15 protein-coding genes are annotated in these 13,030 nt (G+C 71.5%); 4 read left to right on the top strand and 11 right to left on the bottom strand.

What is annotated here, in order from left to right; translation table 11 throughout:
* Positions 1 to 6: 6 nt before the first annotated feature.
* On the top strand, positions 7 to 933 hold the full coding sequence (dapA, locus tag AC07F3_RS28520) for a 4-hydroxy-tetrahydrodipicolinate synthase (protein ID WP_479117276.1): 927 nt from the start codon (positions 7 to 9) through the stop codon (positions 931 to 933).
* 618 nt (positions 934 to 1,551) lie between these two features.
* On the opposite strand, the gene dapD is transcribed toward dapA, so the two are convergent.
* Complete coding sequence (dapD, locus tag AC07F3_RS28515; RefSeq protein ID WP_479117275.1) at positions 1,552 to 2,544, bottom strand: 2,3,4,5-tetrahydropyridine-2,6-dicarboxylate N-succinyltransferase; 993 nt, start codon at positions 2,542 to 2,544, stop codon at positions 1,552 to 1,554.
* 174 nt (positions 2,545 to 2,718) lie between these two features.
* A complete protein-coding gene (locus AC07F3_RS28510; RefSeq protein ID WP_479117274.1) occupies positions 2,719 to 3,441 on the bottom strand; it encodes a GntR family transcriptional regulator in 723 nt (240 codons plus the stop codon).
* A gap of 135 nt (positions 3,442 to 3,576) precedes the next feature.
* Here AC07F3_RS28510 and AC07F3_RS28505 point away from each other — a divergent pair, with 135 nt between their 5' ends.
* Both AC07F3_RS28505 and AC07F3_RS28500 read left to right on the top strand, forming a co-directional pair.
* Positions 3,577 to 3,810 (top strand): hypothetical protein, encoded by a 234-nt coding sequence (locus AC07F3_RS28505; RefSeq protein WP_479117273.1) that lies wholly within the window; start codon positions 3,577 to 3,579, stop codon positions 3,808 to 3,810.
* Between the two features lie 95 nt (positions 3,811 to 3,905).
* A complete protein-coding gene (locus AC07F3_RS28500) occupies positions 3,906 to 4,787 on the top strand; it encodes a winged helix-turn-helix transcriptional regulator (protein WP_479117272.1) in 882 nt (293 codons plus the stop codon).
* Between the two features lie 8 nt (positions 4,788 to 4,795).
* Here AC07F3_RS28500 and AC07F3_RS28495 read toward each other — a convergent pair whose 3' ends face one another.
* Both AC07F3_RS28495 and AC07F3_RS28490 read right to left on the bottom strand, forming a co-directional pair.
* Complete coding sequence (locus tag AC07F3_RS28495; RefSeq protein ID WP_344373168.1) at positions 4,796 to 5,119, bottom strand: DMT family transporter; 324 nt, start codon at positions 5,117 to 5,119, stop codon at positions 4,796 to 4,798.
* 64 nt (positions 5,120 to 5,183) lie between these two features.
* Positions 5,184 to 5,732 carry a TetR/AcrR family transcriptional regulator gene (locus AC07F3_RS28490; protein ID WP_479117271.1) on the bottom strand — a complete coding sequence of 183 codons (549 nt, stop codon included), beginning with the start codon at positions 5,730 to 5,732 and terminating at the stop codon, positions 5,184 to 5,186.
* A 226-nt stretch (positions 5,733 to 5,958) separates the two neighbouring features.
* Here AC07F3_RS28490 and AC07F3_RS28485 point away from each other — a divergent pair, with 226 nt between their 5' ends.
* A complete protein-coding gene (locus AC07F3_RS28485) occupies positions 5,959 to 6,987 on the top strand; it encodes a DUF7847 domain-containing protein (RefSeq protein ID WP_479117270.1) in 1,029 nt (342 codons plus the stop codon).
* A 7-nt stretch (positions 6,988 to 6,994) separates the two neighbouring features.
* Here the strand turns inward: AC07F3_RS28485 and AC07F3_RS28480 are convergent, their stop codons facing one another.
* The 7 genes from AC07F3_RS28480 to sufD all read right to left on the bottom strand — a co-directional run bounded on the left by AC07F3_RS28480 (position 6,995) and on the right by sufD (position 12,992).
* Positions 6,995 to 8,389, bottom strand: a complete 1,395-nt coding sequence (locus tag AC07F3_RS28480) for a hypothetical protein (RefSeq protein WP_479117269.1) — start codon at positions 8,387 to 8,389, stop codon at positions 6,995 to 6,997.
* Positions 8,390 to 8,556: 167 nt separating this feature from the next.
* Positions 8,557 to 8,895 (bottom strand): metal-sulfur cluster assembly factor, encoded by a 339-nt coding sequence (locus tag AC07F3_RS28475; RefSeq protein ID WP_100574411.1) that lies wholly within the window; start codon positions 8,893 to 8,895, stop codon positions 8,557 to 8,559.
* A complete protein-coding gene (gene sufU / locus AC07F3_RS28470) occupies positions 8,892 to 9,356 on the bottom strand; it encodes a Fe-S cluster assembly sulfur transfer protein SufU (protein WP_479117268.1) in 465 nt (154 codons plus the stop codon). Before sufU ends, AC07F3_RS28475 begins: the two co-directional genes overlap by 4 nt.
* A gap of 100 nt (positions 9,357 to 9,456) precedes the next feature.
* Complete coding sequence (locus AC07F3_RS28465; RefSeq protein WP_479117267.1) at positions 9,457 to 10,728, bottom strand: cysteine desulfurase; 1,272 nt, start codon at positions 10,726 to 10,728, stop codon at positions 9,457 to 9,459.
* A complete protein-coding gene (gene sufC, locus AC07F3_RS28460; protein ID WP_469471586.1) occupies positions 10,725 to 11,489 on the bottom strand; it encodes a Fe-S cluster assembly ATPase SufC in 765 nt (254 codons plus the stop codon). Before sufC ends, AC07F3_RS28465 begins: the two co-directional genes overlap by 4 nt.
* Positions 11,490 to 11,496: 7 nt before the next feature.
* Positions 11,497 to 11,814, bottom strand: coding sequence for a bifunctional 3-phenylpropionate/cinnamic acid dioxygenase ferredoxin subunit (locus AC07F3_RS28455; protein ID WP_114035884.1), 318 nt, complete (start codon positions 11,812 to 11,814; stop codon positions 11,497 to 11,499).
* Entirely contained in the window at positions 11,814 to 12,992 is a 1,179-nt protein-coding gene (sufD, locus tag AC07F3_RS28450; protein WP_479117266.1) for a Fe-S cluster assembly protein SufD, read from the bottom strand. The genes AC07F3_RS28455 and sufD overlap by 1 nt, the downstream gene beginning before the upstream one ends.
* Positions 12,993 to 13,030 lie beyond the last annotated feature (38 nt).

Below are 13,030 nucleotides of genomic sequence, written 5' to 3'. Positions count from 1 at the left end.
TGCCGTATGACGACATCACCCCCACCCGGCGTGCTCCCTCCGCTCCGGCCGTTCGGACGAGCCCTGTGCGCGATGGTCACGCCGTTCACGCGGTCGTTGGAGCTCGACCTCCCGGCGGCCCGGAGGCTGGCCGCGCACCTGGTCGACAACGGATGCGACGGCCTGGTCCTGAACGGCACGACCGGGGAGTCCCCGACGACCTCCGACGAGGAGAAGACCGAGCTGGTACGGGCCGTGGTGGAGGCGGTCGGCAACCGGGCCTCGGTCGTGGCGGGCGTCGGCAGCGCGTCGACCTTGCACACCGTCGCGCTGGCCCGCGCGGCCGAACGGGCGGGCGCGGACGGCCTGTTGGTGGTGACCCCGTACTACAGCCGCCCGCCGCAGGCCGCCGTCGAGGCCCACTTCCGCACGGTGGCCGACGCGACCGGCCTGCCGGTGATGCTGTACGACATCCCGGGCCGCACGGGCACGCGCATCGAGGTCGAGACGATGCTGCGCCTCGCGGAGCATGAGCGCATCGTGGCGGTGAAGGACTGCGCGTACGACCTGCTCGGCTCGACCAAGGTCATCGGCGGCACGTCGCTGGCGTACTACTCGGGTGCCGAGGAGCTGAACCTTCCGCTGTACGCGGTGGGCGGGGCGGGCTGGGTGAGCACGGTGGCGAACGTGGCACCGCGGGAGATGCGGGCGGTCCTTGACGCGTACGACGCGGGTGCGCCGGCCGAGGCGGCCCGCCTCAACCACCTGACCACCCCGCTCACGGAGCTGATGATGGCCTCGGGCCTGCCGGGCACGGTGACCGCGAAGGCCCTCCTCGGCTACCCACCCCGAGCCCCCTTGCAGCCCCCGTCCCCGCCGGAGCTCGCCCGCCTGCGGGAGGCGCGGGATGCGCTGAACAGCGCGTTCTGCTCCGGGTCACCCGGGAGGGGGTGAGAAGCGGGTCGGCCGCGGGCGGCGGGTGCCCTCGCAGCGCCCCCCTTCGGCTGCGGACCATGCGGGCCACTCGCGCAGTTCCCCACGCCCCTCAGCGGGGTGCGACCCGGCTGCGTGAGACTGCGGGGACACAGCCCTTTCGAACGGCTGCGGACCGTGCGGGCCGCTCGCGCAGTTCCCCGCGCCCCTCAGCAGAGTGCGACCCGGCTGCGTGAGACTGCGGGGACACAGCCCTTTGGTTCGGCTGCGGACCGCACGGGCCACTCGCGCAGTTCCCCGCGCCCCCGGCAGGGTGCGACCCGGCTGCGTGAGACTACGGGAACACGGCCCTTTCGAACGGCTGCGGACCGCGCGGGGCCGCTCGCGCAGTTCCCCGCGCCCCTCAGCGGGGTGCGATGCCTGCTGGGTCAATCGTTGCGCCGGACCGGACGGCTGCGGACCGCACCGGGTCCCTGGCGGGGTTGGGGGTGCAGGGGGCGGAGCCCCCGCGGGGGGGGGGGGGGGGGCTGGGGCGCAGCCCCAGGGGTCAGCCCATCCAACCCCCGTCACGGGTGGGTGGGCCGGAGCCCCGGGGTCCGGGGCGGCGCCCCGGTGACCCCGGCTGCCGGACGACCCCGGCTAGTTGTGCGCGTGCAGAACCTCGTTCAACCCGCCCCACACCGCATTGTTCGGCCGAGCCTCGACCGCGCCCGTCACCGAGTTCCGCCGGAACAGGATGTTGGAGGCCCCCGACAGCTCCCGGGCCTTCACGATCTGCCCGTCGGGCATGGTGACACGGGTGCCCGCGGTGACGTACAGGCCCGCCTCGACGACGCACTCGTCGCCCAGCGCGATCCCCACCCCGGCCTCGGCACCGACCAGGCACCGCTCGCCGATGACGATGCGGACGTTGCCGCCGCCGGACAGCGTGCCCATGGTGGAGGCGCCGCCGCCGATGTCGGAGCCGTCGCCGACGACGACACCGGCCGAGATGCGGCCCTCGACCATCGAGGTGCCGAGCGTGCCCGCGTTGAAGTTCACGAAGCCCTCGTGCATCACGGTGGTGCCCTCGGCGAGGTGCGCGCCCAGACGCACCCGGTCGGCGTCGGCGATGCGTACGCCCTTGGGCGCGACGTAGTCCGTCATGCGGGGGAACTTGTCGACGGACGTCACCTGGAGGTGGAGCCCCTCGGCGCGCGCGTTCAGGCGCACCTGCTCGACGGAGTCGACGGCGACCGGGCCCAGCGAGGTCCACGCGACGTTGGCGAGCAGCCCGAACAGGCCGTCCAGGTTCTGGCCGTGCGGCTTGACGAGCCGGTGCGAGAGGAGGTGCAGGCGCAGGTAGGCGTCGTGCGCGTCCAGGGGCTTGTCGTCGAGCGAGGCGATGACCGTACGGACGGCGACGACCTCGACCCCGCGGCGCTCGTCGGCGCCGACGGCCTTCAGCGCGCCCGCGCCGAGGAGTTCGGCGGCGCGCTCGGCGGAGAGCCGCTCGGTGCCGGCGGGGCCGGGCTCGGCGACGGTCACGAGCTCGGGGGCGGGGAACCAGGTGTCCAGGATGGTGCCATCGGCGGCGATGGTGGCGAGTCCGGCGGCCGCGGCGCCGGTCGTAGCGGTAGTCGTGTCGGTCATGACCGAAAACCTAACCGGCGACGGCCCGCCGGGGCGAACCGGTCTCAAGTGACGGTCCCGTGTCCGCCCCGCCCGGCGTCCCGCCCGGCGTCCCGCCCAGGCGCCGCGCCCCCGCCGCTCGCGCCCGCGTTCAAGCCCCTGGGTGGGGCCCCCGCCGGACCCCCGCCACCCCCGTCAGGGCGTGTATTCGTAGCCGATCGTGAACCGTGGCGGGAGGCACCACTCCCCGTACTCGATGATGCCCTCGGCGTCGGACCAGCGGTGGGCGCCCGCCAGCACCGGCGCCCCGACCGGGAGGGCCAGGGCGCTGGCCTCACGGGCGTCGGCCTCGCGGGCATGCATGTCGTCCCTGGCGTGCGTAATCGTGCGCCCCGTCGCCTCCAGGATCCTGGCCGTGAGCCCGTGGTTCCGGCCGGGTGAGGTGTTGAGCAGATCGGGGACCAGGGCGGCGAAGTGGGCCGGGTACCAGGTCACGGCGAACACCGTGCGGGTCTTGCCGCGTCCGGCGAGCCACTCCCGCCGGACGGCCTGGTCCCCGGCCTCGAGGTCGAGGATGTCCGCGACGTACAGCGGCGGCTTGACCAGTTCGGCCGCCGTCACGCGCGAGGTCTCGCCCTCGGCGAGGATGCTCTTGACCCGCCTCACGCGCTCCAGGCGGTCCTTCGGCGTGAGGGTCCACACCGGGTCGTCCTCCACGAACGTCCCGCGCGGGGTGGTCCTGATGTACCCCTCCACCTGGAGCGCCTGGAGCGCTCGCGACACCGTGGCCGCGGCGGTCTGCCAGCTGCCGGCGATTTCCCGGTTGGTCGGCAGCCTCGCCCCCGGTTCGAGCTCCCCTGACATGATCCGTTCGCGGAAGTGGTCAGCGATCTTCGTGAACGTCTTCTCTCCGGCCATCTGCCGTTCTCCTCACGGGAGTTGAGCCGTCCTGGCACTCGGCACCCTAGTGCACTGATCACCCTTGTGGAGTGCTTCCAACACTCCGAAGACTGAACTAGTACACAGACGAGTTGGGACGAGGGGAGCCACGCGATGTTCGCGAGCCAACCACCCGGGAGCGGCTACTACTCGATGCCGCCCGCGGAGATGCCGACGCAGGGCGCGGAAGGGTGCGGATCATGCTCCGTCCTCACCGAACGGCTCCGCCGGGCGGTACGGGACCGCGACCAGTCGGCCGAGGTCGACGCCCGCGTGAGGATCAGGCGGCACCTGCGCCAGGAACACGGCACGGAGATCCCGCTTCCTGCGGGCCCACAAGGTGAGTAAGTTCCCTTAGGGAACGGACTATGGCAGCATGATCGCGACCGGTCAACAGGCAGGGGCCGGTCGGTCCGGCACCCACCCCGCGAAAGGACACCCGCATGCCCCACCGCACCCGGCTCGACGACGAGCACTGTGCGATCGCCCAGGCCCTGGACGTGGTCGGCGACTGGTGGACGCTGCTCATCGTGCGTGACGCGGCCCGCGGGGTGCACCGGTTCGACGCGCTCCAGCGGGAGCTCGGCATGTCCCGCAAGGTCCTCACCGAGCGGCTGAAGCTGCTCGTGGAGTGCGGGGTCCTGGCGCGCGAGCCGTACCAGGAGCGCCCGGTGCGCCACGAGTACCGGCTCACCGCGCGCGGCCGGGCCCTGCTGCCCGTACTGATCGCACTCCAGGACTGGGGAGACACCTGGGTGCTGGGAGAAGGAGAGACGATGGCCACCTCGACCGAGACGTCAGGCGAGACCGAGCGGGTGCGGGAGCTGGTGGGCACCCGCGTTCCGGAGCTTCAACTGCCCGACTTCGACGGCAAGTTGAGGGATCCGGTCGCGCCGTCGACGCCGTACACGGTCCTGTACTGCTTCCCCGGCGCCTACGCCCGCGCCGAGTCCTACCCGCCCGGCTGGGCCGGGATTCCCGGTGCGCGCGGCTGCACCCTGGAGTCCTGCACCTTCCGCGACCAGCTGGCGGAGTTCACCGCGGCGGGGGCGACCGTGCACGGGGTGTCCACCCAACGCCCGGACGAGCAGCGGGCGTTCGCCGACAAGGAGGCGCTGCGCTTCCCGCTGCTCTCGGACGCGGGCCTGGATCTGACGGCGGCGCTGCGCCTGCCGACCTTCCGCACGGCGGGGGTGAGCCGGCTCAAGCGGCTGACGCTGGTGGTGGACCGGGACCGTACGGTGATCGAGGCGCTGTACCCCATCACCGACATCGAGGCGAGCGTGCGGGCCGCGCTCTTCGCGGCGCGGGCCGCCGGGGGCTGAGCCCGCGGTCAGTGCGCCGCGCCGCCGAGGTTGAGCAGCACCACTCCGCCGATGATGAGGGCGATCCCGGCGATCTTGGCGGCGGTCATCGCCTCGCCCATGAAGACCATCCCGACGGCCGCGATGACCGCCGTGCCCACGCCGGACCAGATCGCGTACGCGGTGCCCACGGACATGGACCTCAGCGTCAGCGACAGCAGGAAGAAGGCGAGCAGGTACCCGGCACCGGTGATCAGCGAGGGCCAGAGCCTGGTGAAACCCTCGCTGTACTTCAGCGCGGAGGTCGCGGCGATCTCCGAGCCGATGGCGCAGGCGAGCAGGACGTAGGGCATGCGGCCCAGGGTATCGCCCGTTGCGTACGCCCGTACATAACGTCGGTGACCCGACGTCCGCCGTTCACTCGCGGCACTGGCGCAGCAGTCTGCCGAGGAGGTCGCGGGCGTAGCCCTCGTCGTACGCGCCCCCGGTGAGCAGCGACTGGAGGCAGATGCCGTCCATCGCGGCGACGAGGCCGCGCGCGGTGACCGGATCGGTGTGCCGGGCGAGCAGTTCGGCCACGGACTCGGTCCACTCGGCGGCGACGGGGCGAAGGGCCGGGCGGCGCAGGGCGGCGAGGTACAGCTCGTACTCCAACTCGGCGCGGGCGCGGTCCCCCGTCAGCCACTCCCCCATCAGGCGGGCGAGTTCGACCGCCAGGTCCGCGCCGGGCTCCTCCAGGCGCGCGCAGTCGCGGACAGCCGTGGCGAACCCCTCGTTGGCCTGGCGCAGAGCCGCCACCAGCAGCTCGTCGAGCGTCCTGAAGTGGTACGTGGTGGAGCCGAGCGGCACATCGGCCTCGGCCGCGACGGTGCGGTGGCTGAGCCCCGCGATGCCGCGCTCGGCGACGACCCGGATCGCCGCGTCGATGATGCGCCGCCGCCGGTCGGGGTCGTAGCGGCGGGCCATCAGCGGCCTCCGGTCGTTCCGGCCTGGTCACAGAGCATGCCCCCGACCGTACCCGCGCGCCGCGGGGGCTCTACGGTGAAGCCGATCGATCAAGGGGACGGGACGTACGGCGACGTACGGGAAGTGCGAGGTAGCGGTGACGCAGAACACGGGGTGGGGCCCGGGCCCTCAGGGCGGACCTCCGGGACCGCCTCCGGGGTGGGGCCCCGGCTGGGGCGGCGGCTGGATGCCCCCGCCGCCGAAGCCGGGGGTGATCCCGCTCGGGCCGCTGACGCTCGGCGACGTACTCGGCGGGGCCTTCACCGCGCTCGGCCGCTACTGGAAGCAGCTCTTCGGCATGGCCCTCGTCGCGTACGGGGCCGCCGCCCTGGTCGTGGGCGCCACCGTCGCGATCGCGGTGGCCTCGGTGCACCCGCACCTCGACCCCGTCTTCCACCACCCTTACGGTGAGGACCCGGCGGGCGCGGACGTGCGGCCGGTGGTGCTCGCCGGGGTCGTCGTCCTCGTCGTCGCGGTGGCGATGTGGCTCGTCGCGATGGCGCTGGTGTACGCGGCCGTCCCGGCCGTGCTCCAGGACGCGGTCCTCGGCCGCCGCGCCGGCTTCGGCCCGGTGTGGCGCAAGGCCTGGTCACGGTTCCCGGCCGTGCTCGGCGCGCTGGCCCTCCAGTGGCTGGCCGTGCTGGCCGCGATGGCCCTGTTCGTCGCCCTGATGGCGGTGACGATCGTGTCGGGCTCCCGCCACCACGAGCCGCCTGCGGCGCTGATGGTCCTGTTCCTCCTGCTCTTCCTCGCGCTGATCCCGGTCGGCCTCTGGCTCTGGGTCCGCTACGGGTTCGCGCCCGCGGCCGCGGTCCTGGAGAACCAGCGGCCCGTCGAAGCCCTGCGCCGCTCGGCCCGCCTGGTGAACGGCGCCTGGTGGCGGACGTTCGGCATCCTGCTCGTCGTCGGCATGATCAGCAGCGTGATCGGCTACTTCGTCCAACTGCCGTTCACCTACGGCGGGGTCCTCGCCACGATGCCGCTGCTCGTCTCCACCGGTGACACCGTCGGTCCGAAGGTCACGGCCGTCGTCATCGTCGCGGTGCTGTACCTCGTCGGCATGGTGGTCAGCCAGTTCCTGACCACCACGCTGCCCCAGCTCGCCACCGGTCTGCTCTACGTCGACCAGCGCATCCGGCGCGAGAACCTGGCCCCTTCGCTGGCCGAGGCGGCGGGCGTCCCAGCGGTGGCGCCGCCCGTGGTGGGCGCCTGGTAGCGGCGGTTCAGCCGGTCACCGTGAACCACGTGGCCCGGGACTTCTTCCACTCCGGGTGGGTGAGGTCCTTGGCCTCGGTGCCGTCGCCGTACAGGTCGGCGGAGCCGTCGTCGGTGATGAGCTGGGCCCGCGCGCCCGGCACCGACAGATCGGGCACGTCCACCACGGCCTCCCAGCCGCCCGGGTCGCTGGTCGGCAGGTCGACCCGCTTGACGGGGGCGTGCCCGGCGACGCCGTCCCACGAATAGACCGCGTACGGGTCGGAGTTGTCGTCCGCGGCCCAGGACCCGGCGACGATCAGGTACTGGTCGGCGGCGTTCTTGCGGAGGTCGCGGATGCTGAGCCCGCCGAGGTCGAGCTCGATGGGCGTGCCCATGACGGCCTTCGCCCCGCTGCCGACCACCTCGTCGAAGTTGGTGACGGGCACGATCAGCGCCTTGCCGCCGTTCCGCGGCGGCACGAGCGGTGCCCTGAACCCTATGTAGGCGGTGCTCGTGGAGCCGGGCGCGAACTCCAGGCCCTCCACGTTGAACCCGTCGATCTGCTTGGGCGCCTGCCCCGCGGCGGTGGCCGCGGCGAACCCGTAGCGGTCCCCGTTCGCGCGGTCCCAGCCGACGAGGTCGTCCCGCAGCCTCTTGTACGAGCCGCCGAGCGTGAGCTGGGTAGCGGCGCCCGAGCCGGTGACGGTGGTGGTGAAGACGGTGTTCCGGTCGGCCTTGTAGACGCCGTCCTTGTTGTTGCCGAGCGAGCCGGTCCAGTAGATGGTGTCTCCGACGCGGGCCGCGCCCTCGATGTCGATCTCCTTGGAGACACCGAGCCGCGAGCTGAAGTCCCAGGTCCGCACGGGCGCGCCGGAGACCGAACGGTCGTACATCCGCAGGGTGTTGGACTCGTCGTCGGCGACGACCACATACCCGCCGCCCACGTCCACGGCGGCCGAGGCGTCGCTCGACCCGGTGAGGTAGCGGGTGTCGGCGGCTCCCTGGACGGCGGCCGAGGCCGCGTAGTGCAGCGTCCTGGTGGCGCTCTTGCCGCCGAGCCCGGTGACCTTGAGGGTGAGGTCGGTGTAGCCCCGCGCGTGCGCGGCGACCCGGAGCTGCCGCGTAGCCCCGGTCCCGCTCACCGTGACGTCCCCCGTCCCGGCGACGGACGGGCGGGAGCTCGCCGAGGCCGCCACGGTCAGCGCCGCCGCGTCGGCCCCGCTCTGCGCGACGGTGACGGTGACCACCGGGTCGCCGGTCGCCCCCACGGCTCCCGACAGGTACGACGCCGAGAGCGAGATGGTCGGCGTGCCGTAACTCGCGGCATGCGCGAGGGAGTTGGGGCAGAGGAGGGACAGCGCGAGCACGCCGGACGCGGCGGCGACCGTCCTGGCACGGCGAAGCGATGGGTGGTGCGGCACGGGGCGGCCTCTCGTCGGCGGGGTGTCGTCGAGCAGGTTCCGGCCGCTCCGCCAATGGCGGGCGTACAACATCCGTACGGCGGGCGAACGTCAGCCGATCAGGCGCCGCACGACGCGAAGAGGCCCCCGGCACCATCGGTGCGGGGGCCTCGGAGCGCGGGTGCCGCTCAGACGTTGAACCCGAGCGCGCGCAGCTGCTCGCGGCCGTCGTCCGTGATCTTGTCCGGGCCCCACGGCGGCATCCAGACCCAGTTGATCTTCAGCTCGCTGGCGATGCCGTCGGTCGCCGACTTCGCCTGGTCCTCGATCACATCGGTCAGCGGGCAGGCCGCCGACGTCAGGGTCATGTCCAGCGTGACGACGTTGGAGTCGTCGATGTGGATGCCGTAGATGAGGCCCAGGTTGACGACGTCGATGCCCAGCTCGGGGTCGACGACGTCGTACAGGGCCTCGCGGATCTCTTCTTCGGTCGCCGGCTTGATCGCCGCCTGTGCGTTCTCGGTCATGCCGTCTTCCTTTCGGCGAGCTCGCCCAGAGCCTGGGCCGTCGCGTCCTTCCACGCCATCCAGCTCAGCAGAGCACACTTCACGCGGGCGGGGTACTTGGAGACGCCGGCGAAGGCCACCGCGTCCTCCAGGACCTCCTCCATCGCGTCGTCCGGCTCCAGCTGGCCCTTGGACTGCATCAGCTCCAGGAAGGTCTCCTGGATCCGCTGCGCCTCGGCCAGATCCTTGCCGACCAGCAGGTCGTTCAGGACCGAGGCGCTGGCCTGGCTGATCGAGCAGCCCTGCCCCTCGTACGAGACGTCCTCGATCCGCGACCCGTCGTACTTCACCCGGAGGGTGATCTCGTCGCCGCACGTCGGGTTCACGTGGTGCACCTCGGCGTCACCGTCCCGCAAGCCCCGCCCGTGCGGGTGCTTGTAGTGGTCCAGGATGACGTCCTGGTACATCGAATCAAGCTTCACAACGAATTACCTCGCGTCCTCGCGTCCCTTGCGTGACGTGCCTTGTGGGCCGGGGACTGCGCTCTCCCGGGGGGGTGTCCCCCGGGAGAGCGCAGCACCCCTAGCCGAAGAAGTTGCGTACGTGTTCCAGGCCGTCCACCAGGGCGTCGACCTCGGCGGGCGTGGAGTACAGATAGAAAGACGCTCGCGTGGTCGCGGGAATTCCGTAGCGCAGGCAGACCGGGCGCGCGCAGTGGTGGCCGACGCGGACCGCGATGCCCTCCTCGTCGAGGACCTGGCCCACGTCGTGCGGGTGGATGTCGCCCAGGGTGAAGGAGATCGCCGCGCCGCGGTCCTCGGCCGTGGTGGGGCCGATGATCCGCAGGTCGGGCACCTCCAGGAGGCGCTTGACCGCGTACTCGGTGATCGCGTGCTCATGCGCGGCGATCTTGTCCATGCCGATCGCGGACAGGTAGTCCACCGCCGCGCCCAGGCCCACGGCCCCGGCGATCGGGGGCGTGCCCGCCTCGAACTTGTGCGGCGCCGGGGCGTACGTGGAGGAGTGCATCGAGACCGTCTCGATCATCTCGCCGCCGCCGAGGAAGGGCGGCAGGTCCTCCAGGAGCTCCTGGCGGCCCCACAGGACGCCGATGCCGGTCGGGCCGCACATCTTGTGGCCGGTGAAGGCCACGAAGTCGGCCTGCAGCGCCTGCACGTCCAGCGGCATGTGCGGGGCGGCCTGCGAGGCGTCGATGCAGACGAGGGCGCCGACCTGCTGCGCCCGGCGGACGATCGCGTCGACCGGGTTCTGGGTGCCGAGCAGGTTGGAGACCAGCGTGAAGGAGACGATCTTCGTCTTCTCGGTGATGATCTCGTTGATGTTCGACAGGTCGAGCCGGCCGTCGTCGGTCAGGCCGAACCACTTCAGCTTCGCGCCCGTGCGCTGCGAGAGCAGCTGCCACGGCACGATGTTGGAGTGGTGCTCCATCTCCGTGATGACGATCTCGGTGTCGCTGTCCACGCGGTAGGGCTCGTCGGCCCAGCCCAGCATGTTGGCGACGAGGTTGAGCGACTCCGAGGCGTTCTTGGTGAAGATCACCTCGTCGCGGCTCGGCGCGTTGATGAAGCGGGCGACCTTGTCACGGGCGCCCTCGTAGAGCGCCGTGGCCTCCTCGGCGACCAGGTACACGCCGCGGTGCACATTGGCGTTGTGCCGCTCGTAGTACTCGTTGAGCGCGTCGAGCACCTGGCGCGGCTTCTGCGACGTCGCCGCCGAGTCGAGGTAGACGATCTTCTTCCCGTCGTGGACCACACGGTCCAGCAAGGGGAAGTCCTTGCGGATCGCCTCGTCCAGGAGAGCGGACTGGGTGAGGAGGCCCGGCAGCTGTGTCACTCGGAAGCGCCACCCTTCGTGTACGACGCGTAGCCCTCGGCCTCGAGCTTGTCGGCGAGCTCGGCGCCGCCGGACTCGACGATGCGGCCGCCCGCGAAGACGTGGACGTAGTCGGGCTTGATGTAGCGCAGGATGCGCGTGTAGTGGGTCACCAGGAGGGTGCCGACCTCGCCGTTCTCACGGACGCGGTTGATGCCCTCGGAGACCTGGCGCAGCGCGTCGACGTCGAGGCCGGAGTCGGTCTCGTCGAGGATCGCGATCTTCGGCTTGAGGAGCTCCAGCTGGAGGATCTCGTGGCGCTTCTTCTCACCGCCGGAGAAGCCCTCGTTCACGTTGCGCTCGGCGAAGGCCGGGTCCATCTGGAGCTGCTCCATCGCGGACTTGACCTCCTTCACCCAGGTGCGCAGCTTGGGGGCCTCGCCGCGGATCGCCGTGGCGGAGGTGCGCAGGAAGTTGGAGACCGAGACGCCGGGGACCTCGACCGGGTACTGCATGGCGAGGAAGACGCCGGCGCGGGCGCGCTCGTCGACGGACATCTCCAGGACGTCCTCGCCGTCGAGCGTGACGGTGCCGCTGGTGATCGTGTACTTGGGGTGCCCGGCCAGCGAGTACGCCAGGGTCGACTTGCCGGAGCCGTTGGGGCCCATGATGGCGTGGGTCTCGCCCTGCTTCACGGTCAGGTCGACGCCCTTGAGGATCTCCTTCGTACCGTTCTCGGTGTCGACGGAGACGTGCAGGTCGCGGATTTCAAGCGTTGCCATGGGGAACTCAGGACTCCTGGGTGACGGAGACGAGCACATCGTCCCCTTGGATCTTTACGGGGTATACGGGGACGGGGCGCGTCGCGGGCAGGCCGGACGGCTTGCCGGTGCGCAGGTCGAAGCTCGAGCCGTGCAGCCAGCACTCGATGGCGCAGTCCTCGACCTCGCCCTCCGACAGCGACACGTTCGCGTGCGAGCAGATGTCGTTGATCGCGAACACCTCGCCCTCGGTCTTGACGAGGGACACGGGCGTGCCGTCGATCTCCACCCGCTTGGGCGTGTCGCTCTCCAGCTCGCTCAGCGCACAGGCTTTGACGAAGGCCATCAGACGGAAGCCTCCAGCTCCGTCTCGATCTTCGCCAGCAGGCGCTCCTCGACGTCCGGCAGACCGATCTGCTGGACGAGCTCCGCGAAGAAGCCGCGCACGACCAGGCGGCGGGCCTCGGTCGCCGGGATGCCGCGGGACATCAGGTAGAAGAGCTGCTCGTCGTCGAACCGGCCGGTGGCCGAGGCGTGACCTGCACCGGCGATCTCACCGGTCTCGATCTCCAGGTTCGGCACCGAGTCGACGCGGGCGCCGTCGGTCAGAACCAGGTTGCGGTTCATCTCGTACGTGTCCGTGCCCTCGGCCGCGGCCTGGATGAGGACGTCGCCGATCCACACGGCGTGCGCGTCCTCGCCCTGGAGGGCACCCTTGTACACGGCGTTGGACTTGCAGTGCGGGGTGTTGTGGTCGACCAGGAGGCGGTGCTCCTGGTGCTGGCCCTGGTCGGTGAAGTACAGGCCGAACAGCTCGGCCTCGCCGCCGGTGCCCGCGTAGGCGACCCGCGGGTGCAGGCGCACCAGGTCGCCGCCGAAGGTGACCACGAACGACTTGAAGGTGGCGTCGCGGCCGACCAGCGCGTTGTGCTGGGCGACGTGGACGGCCTTGTCGTCCCAGTCCTGGACGGAGACCACGGTCAGCTTGGCGCCGTCGCCGAGGAGGTAGTCGACGTTGGCGGCGAGCACCGCGTCACCGGTGTGGTCGATGACCACGACGGCCTCGGCGAAGGCGCCGAGCTCGATGACCTGGTGGCCGTAGGCCACGCCGCCCTCGCCGTGCACGGCGATCCGGATCGGCTCGGTGAGCACCGTCTCCTTGGGGACGGTCACGACGGAGGCCTTGGCGAAGGACGAGTACGCCTGGGCGGCGATCCGGTCCACCGGAGTGCCGGCCCTGCCGAGGCGCGCGTCGTCGCGGCCCACCGTCTCGACGGTGACGCCCTCGGGCGCCTCGACGGCGACCTTCACACCGTCACCCGTGGCGACGGCGGTGCCGTCGTGCAGCCCGCGCAGCCGCTCCAGCGGCGTGAACCGCCACTCCTCCTCGCGGCCGTGCGGGACCGGGAAGTCCGCGACGTCGAAGGACGGGGGGGCGCTCATGCGGGTGGCGACGGTCGACTCGGCGGCCACCGCGATCGAGCCGGCGGTGGTGGAACCCACCGGGATGTTTGCCTCAGCCATGGCTGTCGTAGTGCTCTCTTCCTGAATCAGAATCTGCT

Source organism: Streptomyces sp. NPDC045846 (assembly GCF_056431605.1).
This window is presented reverse-complemented; position numbering and strand designations above follow the sequence as displayed.